Below are 9,234 nucleotides of genomic sequence, written 5' to 3'. Positions count from 1 at the left end.
GCCCCGGGCCGCGGGCGGCCACGAGCCGTCGGGAACGGGCCCCGGCGCCGGGTTCCACGGCGAGAAGGTGCTGATCGTCGACGACGACATCCGCAATGTGTTCGCGCTCACCAGCGTCCTGGAGCAGTACGGGCTGTCGGTGCTGTACGCGGAGAACGGCCGGGAGGGCATCGAGGTCCTGGAGCAGCACGACGACATCGTCCTGGTGCTGATGGACATCATGATGCCGGAGATGGACGGTTACGCGACGACGGCCGCGATCCGCCGGATGCCGCAGTTCGCCGGGCTGCCGATCATCGCGCTCACCGCGAAGGCGATGAAGGGCGACCGGGAGAAGAGCATCGAGTCCGGCGCCTCGGACTACGTCACCAAGCCGGTGGACACCGACCATCTGCTGTCGGTCATGCGGCAGTGGATGCGCACGGGGTGACGGGGCGTCCGGTACGGAGAGGAAAGATCCACCGCGTACCGCCGCGGCGGCGCGGGCGTGCGGCGGCGGGGAACCATCCGGTCCCCTGCCGCGTTCCCGCTGTGTGCGCAGTGACATCGCGGTGACAGGGTGTGGCGACGAGCGGGGTGCAGTTACCATGACCGGCACAAGGACGGGCGGCATGACGGAGCCGGCCTCTGGGGCGGCGTCCGGTTCTTCCCCAGGTCCTTCGGACAGGGGAGGCCCCATGCCGGGGCGAGGAGGTCGGGCCATGGTGCAGAAGGCCAAGATCCTCCTGGTCGATGACCGGCCGGAGAATCTGCTGGCGCTGGAGGCGATCCTCTCCGCGCTCGATCAGACGCTGGTGCGGGCATCGTCCGGGGAGGAAGCACTCAAAGCGCTGCTCACGGATGACTTCGCGGTGATCCTGCTCGATGTGCAGATGCCGGGGATGGACGGGTTCGAGACCGCCGCGCACATCAAGCGGCGCGAGCGTACCCGCGACATCCCGATCATTTTCCTCACCGCCATCAACCACGGACCGCACCACACCTTCCGCGGCTACGCGGCGGGCGCGGTGGACTACATCTCCAAGCCGTTCGATCCGTGGGTGCTGCGGGCGAAGGTGTCGGTCTTCGTCGATCTGTACAAGAAGAACTGCCAGCTGCGCGAGCAGGCCTCGCTGCTCAGGAACCAGCTGGAGGGCGGGCGTCCGGGAGCGGAGGAGGCGCGGGAGTCCGCCGGGCTGCTCGCCGAGCTCTCGGCGCGGCTGGCCGCCGTCGAGGAGCAGGCCGAGGCACTGTCCAAACAGCTGAACGAATCGGCGGACGCCGCGGCGGTGGCCACCGCGGCACATCTGGAGCGCAAACTGACCGGGCTGCGGCGGGCGCTGGACGCGCTGGAGCCCGGTTCGGGCCGTATCGTCGGCTGACTGACGCCCTTTCATGTCACGGGCGCACGACACGTTCGGGTGAAGCGTCGTGCGCTCGTGTCATCTCCGGCCACGCCTGTAATCTCGTCACCATGGCTTCACGTACGTCCGGCAAGGGAACCCGGAGCACAGCGGGCCCCTCGAAGCAGCGCGCCGGACAGGCCCGGAGCACCCCGAGAAAGGCCGCCCCGAAGAAGGCGGCCGCGGGGAAGCCGCCCGCCAGGAAGCCGGCGGCCGCCCGCACGGCCCCGGCCCGGAAACCGGCGAAGAAGGCCGCGCCCCGCCCGGCGCCGTCCCCGACCGGCGGTCTCTTCCGCCTGCTCCGGGCGTTCTGGCTCGGTCTCGCGCACGCCGTCGGCGCGGTCTTCCGCGGCATGGGCCGCGGCGCCAAGAACCTCGACCCCGCGCACCGCAAGGACGGCCTGGCGCTGCTGCTGCTCGGCCTCGCGCTGATCGTCGCGGCCGGCACCTGGTCCCGTCTCAACGGCCCGGTCGGCGATCTCGTCGAACTGCTGGTGACCGGCGCGTTCGGCAGGCTGGACCTGGTCGTCCCGCTGCTGCTCGGCGGGATCGCCGTCCGGCTGATCCGCCACCCCGAACGGCCGGAGGCCAACGGGCGGATCATCATCGGCCTGTCCGCGCTCGTCATGGGCGTCCTCGGGCAGGTCGCGGTGGCCTGCGGCGCGCCGGGCCGCGACCAGGGCATCGCCGCCATCCGGGACGCCGGGGGCTATGTCGGCTGGGCCGTGTCCATGCCGCTGATCTTCACCGTCGGGCAGACCCTGGCGGTCGCGCTGCTGGTCCTGCTGACGGTCTTCGGGCTGCTGGTGGTCACCGCGACCCCGGTCAACGCCATCCCGCAGCGGCTGCGGGCCCTGGGCACCCGGCTGGGCGTGCTGGAGGCCGCGGAGCCCGGCCCGTACGACGAGGACGCCTTCGCCGAGGAGTGGCGCGAGCAGCCCGGACGCCGCTCCCGGCGCGCCACCGACCAGGACGCGGACGGCGCGGAGGAGGCGCCGCCCGCCAAGCGGCGCCGGCGGAAGGAGCCCGCCGGGGAGGCGGAACCCGCGGTGGCACGGCCGATGGACGCGGTGGATGTGGCGGCCGCGGCCGCCGCCGCGCTGGACGGCGCGGTACTGCACGGTGTGCAGCCCTCGCCGCTGGTCGCGGACCTCAGCAGCAGCATCTCCGGGGAGCGGCGCAAGCCCGCCGCGGCCGCGGAGAGCGTGCCGGTGCCGCCGGCCCGTGAGGCGCGGGCGGACGGCGCGTCGTCGGTGCCGGACTTCACCAAGGCCCCGCCGGAGCCGCCCACCGACCTGCCGGCGCGTGCCGAGCAGCTCCAGCTCGCCGGTGACATCACCTACTCCCTGCCGTCCCTGGACCTGCTCGCCCGCGGTGGCCCCGGCAAGACCCGCAGCGCCGCCAACGACGCCATAGTGAACGCGCTGACCACGGTCTTCTCGGAGTTCAAGGTCGACGCGGCGGTCACCGGCTTCACCCGCGGCCCGACGGTCACCCGCTACGAGGTCGAGCTGGGCCCGGCCGTCAAGGTCGAGAAGATCACCGCGCTGGCCAAGAACATCGCCTACGCCGTGGCCAGCCCCGACGTGCGGATCATCAGCCCGATCCCCGGCAAGTCCGCCGTCGGCATCGAGATCCCCAACTCCGACCGCGAGATGGTCAACCTCGGCGACGTGCTGCGGCTGGCCGACGCGGCGGGCGACGACCACCCGATGCTGGTCGCGCTGGGCAAGGACGTCGAGGGCGGCTACGTCATGGCGAACCTCGCCAAGATGCCGCACGTCCTGGTGGCCGGCGCCACCGGCTCCGGCAAGTCGTCCTGCATCAACTGCCTGATCACCTCCCTGATGGTGCGCGCCACCCCGGAGGACGTGCGGATGGTGCTGGTCGACCCCAAGCGCGTCGAGCTGACGGCCTACGAGGGCATCCCGCACCTGATCACACCGATCATCACCAACCCCAAGCGCGCCGCCGAGGCCCTCCAGTGGGTGGTGCGCGAGATGGACCTGCGCTACGACGACCTCGCCGCCTACGGCTTCCGGCACATCGACGACTTCAACGAGGCGGTGCGGGCCGGCAAGGTCACCCCGCCCGAGGGCAGCGAACGGGAGCTGGCCCCGTACCCGTATCTGCTGGTGATCGTCGACGAGCTGGCGGACCTGATGATGGTGGCGCCGCGCGACGTGGAGGACGCGATCGTCCGCATCACCCAGCTGGCCCGCGCGGCCGGCATCCACCTCGTGCTCGCCACCCAGCGCCCGTCCGTCGACGTCGTCACCGGTCTGATCAAGGCCAATGTGCCCTCCCGGCTCGCGTTCGCGACGTCCTCGCTCGCCGACAGCCGGGTCATCCTCGACCAGCCCGGCGCCGAGAAGCTGATCGGCAAGGGCGACGGGCTGTTCCTGCCGATGGGCGCCAACAAGCCGGTCCGCATGCAGGGCGCGTTCGTCACCGAGGGCGAGGTCTCGGCGATCGTCCAGCACTGCAAGGACCAGATGGCGCCGGTGTTCCGGGACGACGTCACGGTCGGCTCGTCGAAGAAGAAGGAGATCGACGAGGACATCGGCGACGACCTCGACCTGCTGTGCCAGGCCGCCGAGCTGGTCGTCTCCACCCAGTTCGGGTCGACGTCGATGCTCCAGCGCAAGCTGCGCGTCGGTTTCGCCAAGGCCGGGCGGCTGATGGACCTGATGGAGTCGCGCAACATCGTCGGGCCCAGCGAGGGCTCCAAGGCGCGCGACGTGCTGGTCAAGCCGGACGAGCTGGACGCGGTGCTCGCGGTGATCCGGGGGGAGGGGAGTGGCTAGGGTCTGTCGTCACACCCCAGGGAACATCCCCGCCGACCGGGCTCGTGTTCCGTAGCACGGATTTCCGGGGTACGCCACCGGGGTGGGACGCAACCGTTTCTTCTGCCGATACGTCAAGTTGGGGGAAGTGAGGGAACGATGCGGCAACATCTTCGATGTCTGCCCCGTCCGTGGGCGTGGCGATGGCGTACGAACGGCGTACGAACCCCGTCCGCCCGCTTGCCCGACCGTTTCGGAACACCCCTAGACTGAACCTCCAGCAGGTGGCTCACGCTCGAAAGGCGCCCCCGTGTCCATCGGCAAATCCCCCGCAGACGACCGGCCTTCCGTCGGTCAAGCCCTCCGGCAGGCCCGTATCGAAGCACGGCTGACCGTCGAAGAGGTCAGTACGACGACACGGGTGCGCGTCCCCCTTGTGCTCGCGATCGAACAGGACGACTTCTCGCGCTGCGGCGGAGACGTCTACGCACGGGGGCACATCCGTTCGCTGGCCCGCGCCGTCGGCCTCGACCCGGAACCACTGATCGCGCGGTACGACGACGAGCACGGCGGCCGTCCCGTGCCGACCGCGCCCGCCCCGCTCTTCGAGGCCGAACGCATCCGTCCCGAGCGGCGCCGCCCCAACTGGACCGCGGCCATGGTCGCGGCGATCGTCGCCGTCGTCGGCTTCGCCGGCTTCACCCTCTTCAACGGGGACCACAAGGGCGGTGGCCTCCCCGTCGCCGGCGGCGACACCAACCCCGAGAAGCACGCCCCGCACACCCCCGACACCAAGCCCTCGTCGCACAGCCCCCGCCCCGAGCCCTCCGACAGCGCCATCGCCGGGCTGCCCAAGGACAAGGTGACGATCAAGGTCATCGCGCGCGACGGGCAGAGCTGGATCTCCGCGAAGGACGCCAACGGCAGGCTCCTGGAGGACGGCCTGCTGCGGCAGGGCGAGGCCAAGACCATCACCGACGAGAAGCGCATCGACCTGGTCCTCGGCAACGCCGGCGCCGTGCAGCTGTACGTCAACGGCAAGGAGGTCAAGGAGGTCGGCGGCAAGGGCTCCGTCGAACGGCTGAGCTACACGCCCGGGGACCCGCAGGCGGGCTGACGACCCCCGGGGCGACCGCACCACCGCCCGCCCGGAACGCCCCGGGTGCGGCGGTGGCGGACCTGCGCGCCATGGGCGCACCCGGGACGAAGTAGGCTGAGCCCCATGCCCGAACGCCGTACCGTCGCCCTTGTCACTCTCGGCTGCGCCCGTAACGAGGTGGACTCGGAGGAGCTCGCAGGACGCCTGGCAGCGGACGGCTGGGACCTCGTCGAGGACGCCGCCGAAGCCGATGTCGCCGTCGTCAACACCTGCGGCTTCGTCGAGGCCGCCAAGAAGGACTCCGTCGACGCCCTCCTTGAGGCCAACGATCTCAAGGACCATGGCCGCACCCAGGCCGTCGTCGCCGTCGGCTGCATGGCCGAGCGCTACGGCAAGGAACTCGCCGAGGCGCTGCCGGAGGCCGACGGCGTCCTCGGCTTCGACGACTACGCCGACATCTCCGACCGCCTGAGCACCATCCTCGGCGGCGGCATCCACGCCTCGCACACCCCCCGCGACCGGCGCAAGCTGCTGCCGATCAGCCCCGCCGAGCGCCAGCGGGCGGAGGTCGCGCTGCCCGGCCACGCGCAGGACACCCCGCCCGAGGACCTGCCCGAGGGCGTGGCGCCCGCCTCCGGCCCGCGGGCGCCGCTGCGCCGCCGGCTGGGCAGCAGCCCCGTGGCGTCGGTGAAGCTCGCCTCCGGCTGCGACCGGCGCTGCTCGTTCTGCGCCATCCCGTCCTTCCGCGGCTCGTTCATCTCCCGCCGCCCCTCCGACGTCCTGGGCGAGACCCGCTGGCTGGCCGAGCAGGGCGTCAAGGAGATCATGCTGGTCTCCGAGAACAACACCTCCTACGGCAAGGACCTCGGCGACATCCGGCTGCTGGAGACGCTGCTGCCGGAGCTGGCCGCGGTGGACGGCATCGAGCGCGTCCGGGTCAGCTACCTCCAGCCCGCCGAGATGCGACCGGGCCTGATCGATGTGCTGACCGGAACCGACAAGGTCGCGCCCTACTTCGACCTGTCCTTCCAGCACTCGGCGCCCGGCGTGCTGCGGGCGATGCGGCGCTTCGGTGACACCGACCGCTTCCTCGAACTGCTGGAGCAGATCCGCTCCCGGGCACCGCAGGCCGGCGCCCGCTCCAACTTCATCGTCGGCTTCCCCGGGGAGACCGAACAGGACGTCGCCGAGCTGGAACGCTTTCTGACCGAGGCCCGTCTGGACGCCGTCGGCGTCTTCGGGTACTCGGACGAGGACGGCACCGAGGCCGCGTCCTACACCGGCAAGATCGACCCGGAGGAGGTCGCCGAACGGCTCGCCCGGGTCTCCCGCCTCGCCGAGGAGCTGACCGCGCAGCGCGCCGAGGAACGCGTCGGGGAGACCCTGCGCGTCCTCGTCGACCGGGTCGACGAGGAGGACGGCGTCGTCGGCCGGGCCGCGCACCAGGCGCCGGAGACCGACGGTGTGACGCTGTTGTCGGCCGACCACGCGCCGGAGGTCGGACGTATGGTCGAAGCGAAGGTCGTGGCGAGCGAGGGCGTGGACCTGGTGGCCGAGGTGGTGTCGGCCCGGGGGACGGCCGGCGACGAGGAGGCGGGCAGATGACGGGAGTCCCGGCATCCGCGGCGGGCCGGCCGCGTCCGGCGACGGCCGTCCGGCAGGCCGGGCTGTGGAACGTCGCCAACGTCCTGACGATGCTGCGGCTGGTGCTGGTCCCGGCGTTCGTGATGCTGCTGATGCACGACGACGGCAGGGACCCGGCCTGGCGCGCGTTCGCCTGGGCCGCCTTCGCCGTCGCCATGATCACCGACGTCTTCGACGGTCATCTCGCCCGCACCTACAACCTCGTCACCGACTTCGGGAAGATCGCCGACCCCATAGCCGACAAGGCGATCATGGGCGCGGCGCTGATCTGCCTCTCCGTCCTGGGCGATCTGCCGTGGTGGGTGACCGGCGTGATCCTCTTCCGCGAGCTGGGGATCACGCTGATGCGGTTCTGGGTGATCAAGCACGGAGTGATTCCGGCCAGCCGGGGCGGCAAGATCAAGACATTGGCGCAGGGCACCGCGGCCGGCATGTACGTCCTGGTGCTCTCCGGCCCGCTGGCCACCTTCCGGGCCTGGGTGATGGCCCTCGCCGTGATCCTCACCGTGCTGACGGGGCTCGACTACGTCCGCCAGGCGATCGTGCTGCGCCGCGCCGGGCTGGCCCGGGAACGCGCCGGACGGGACGCGGTCCGGTGAACGGGCCGGCGGGCGGTGCGGCGGCGACGGCGCTGACGCAGCTCGCCGGGCGCGGCCAGAGCCTGGCCGTGGCCGAATCGCTGACCGGGGGCCTGGTCTGTGCGGAACTGACCGGCGTTCCCGGCGCCTCCCGGGTACTGCGGGGCTCGGTGACCGCCTACGCCACCGACGTCAAGCACTCCGTCCTCGGCGTCGACGGGCGGCTGCTGGCGGCCCGCGGGGCGGTGGACGGCGAGGTCGCCCGCCAGATGGCGGCGGGCGTACGGCGGGCGCTGGACGCGGACTGGGGCGTCGCGACCACGGGAGTGGCGGGCCCCGACCCGCAGGACGGGCAGCCGGTGGGCACCGTCTACATCGCGGTCAGCGGCCCGGACGGCGTCGGTACGGTGCGGCGCCTGCTGCTGGAGGGGGATCGCGCGGCGATCCGCCGCGGCACTGTCAAGGCTGTGCTCGGCCTGCTTTCCCACGAACTCTCGGAAAATGCGCGGGCACAGGATACGGAACAACCCGGGGGGAATGGATGTTTGCAGCCCTGAGTGAACACGTGGTCGCACCCGGCGCGGCCAGGGGTCGAGGCGGTACGGTGGGGCGAGAAGGATCCGCGTCCGAGGTCCGAGGAGGGAGCCAGCGATGATTCTGCTTCGTCGCCTGCTGGGTGACGTGCTGCGCCGTCAGCGTCAGCGCCAGGGCCGAACCCTGCGCGAGGTTTCTTCCTCCGCCCGGGTGTCGCTCGGCTATTTGTCCGAGGTCGAGAGGGGGCAGAAGGAAGCGTCCTCCGAACTCCTCTCGTCGATCTGCGACGCGCTGGACGTCCGCATGTCCGAGCTGATGCGTGAGGTCAGCGACGAGCTGGCGCTCGCCGAACTGGCACAGTCCGCGGCCGCGACCGACCCGGTCCCCGCACCGGTGCGGACCGCCTTCAACGGCATGTCCGTCACCTCCCTGACGGGCGTCCCCGAGGACCGCGTGACCATCAAGGCACCGACCGACGTCGTGGACGCCGTCGCCGCCTGACACATCCGACCCGCACCGGGCCCCGGCCGGCACCCGCCGTCCGGGGCCCGGTGCTGTGTACCGCCGCACGGTGAGCTTTCTGCGCCATCCGAGGGGCGAAACGGGCAATTCCTTGACATTCTGGAGATCGCGACCGTATACGGCCGCCGCCCGACGTCCCCTCGCGAACAGGAGCACCCGGATGACAGTGGTCAAGAGCACGCTCTCCGACGCCGACCGCCGGACCGTGGGGCACGCCCTCCAGGGAGCCCTCGTCGACCTGGTGGACCTCTCCCTCGTCGCCAAACAGGTCCACTGGAACGTCGTCGGACCGCGTTTCCGCTCCGTCCACCTTCAGCTGGACGAGGTCGTCGCCATCGCGCGCCAGCACACCGACACCGTCGCCGAACGGGCCTCGGCGATCGGCGTGCCGCCCGACGGACGCTCCGGGACCGTCGCCAAGACCAGCGGCATCGGTGAGGTCGCGGACGGCTGGATCAAGGACGTCGACGCGGTGACCACACTGGTCGACGCCCTGGGCGCGGTCATCCGCCGGATGCGCGAGCGCATCACCGCCACCGCGGACCCGGACCCGGTCTCCCAGGACCTCCTCATCGGCCTCACCGCCGACCTGGAGAAACACCACTGGATGTTCCAGGCCGAGGCGCATTGAGCGGCGGCCGGCGGCCCGCGCCGTGAGCCGCGGTGTCCCCGGGGCGCGTACGCCGCGT

The 9,234-nt window shown here is 71.7% G+C and carries 9 protein-coding genes; all 9 read left to right on the top strand.

The genetic code is table 11. The annotated features are described in order from the left end of the window. The coding region (locus AC51EU_RS22955; protein WP_496268931.1) for a response regulator at positions 1 to 430 on the top strand (430 nt) is incomplete at its 5' end. 271 nt (positions 431 to 701) lie between these two features. After that, a complete protein-coding gene (locus AC51EU_RS22950) occupies positions 702 to 1,361 on the top strand; it encodes a response regulator (protein WP_496268930.1) in 660 nt (219 codons plus the stop codon). Between the two features lie 92 nt (positions 1,362 to 1,453). After that, a complete protein-coding gene (locus AC51EU_RS22945; RefSeq protein ID WP_496268929.1) occupies positions 1,454 to 4,189 on the top strand; it encodes a DNA translocase FtsK in 2,736 nt (911 codons plus the stop codon). 289 nt (positions 4,190 to 4,478) lie between these two features. Beyond that, positions 4,479 to 5,285, top strand: a complete 807-nt coding sequence (locus AC51EU_RS22940; protein ID WP_496268928.1) for a helix-turn-helix domain-containing protein — start codon at positions 4,479 to 4,481, stop codon at positions 5,283 to 5,285. A gap of 105 nt (positions 5,286 to 5,390) precedes the next feature. After that, positions 5,391 to 6,872 carry a 30S ribosomal protein S12 methylthiotransferase RimO gene (gene rimO, locus AC51EU_RS22935; protein WP_496268927.1) on the top strand — a complete coding sequence of 494 codons (1,482 nt, stop codon included), beginning with the start codon at positions 5,391 to 5,393 and terminating at the stop codon, positions 6,870 to 6,872. After that, positions 6,869 to 7,510: a CDP-diacylglycerol--glycerol-3-phosphate 3-phosphatidyltransferase gene (gene pgsA / locus AC51EU_RS22930; RefSeq protein ID WP_496268926.1), complete on the top strand. Its 642-nt coding sequence runs from the start codon at positions 6,869 to 6,871 to the stop codon at positions 7,508 to 7,510. The genes rimO and pgsA overlap by 4 nt, the downstream gene beginning before the upstream one ends. Continuing rightward, the gene (locus AC51EU_RS22925; protein WP_496268925.1) at positions 7,507 to 8,046 is read left to right on the top strand and encodes a CinA family protein; all 540 of its coding nucleotides are present in this window, start codon (positions 7,507 to 7,509) and stop codon (positions 8,044 to 8,046) included. Before pgsA ends, AC51EU_RS22925 begins: the two co-directional genes overlap by 4 nt. A gap of 94 nt (positions 8,047 to 8,140) precedes the next feature. Then, positions 8,141 to 8,524 carry a helix-turn-helix domain-containing protein gene (locus tag AC51EU_RS22920; protein ID WP_496268924.1) on the top strand — a complete coding sequence of 128 codons (384 nt, stop codon included), beginning with the start codon at positions 8,141 to 8,143 and terminating at the stop codon, positions 8,522 to 8,524. 181 nt (positions 8,525 to 8,705) lie between these two features. Beyond that, on the top strand, positions 8,706 to 9,176 hold the full coding sequence (locus tag AC51EU_RS22915) for a Dps family protein (protein ID WP_496268923.1): 471 nt from the start codon (positions 8,706 to 8,708) through the stop codon (positions 9,174 to 9,176). Positions 9,177 to 9,234: the final 58 nt, after the last annotated feature.

It is taken from the genome of Candidatus Streptomyces philanthi, from assembly GCF_059553635.1.
The sequence above is the reverse complement of the archived record's forward strand: the minus strand, read 5'-3'. Positions and strand labels throughout refer to the sequence as shown.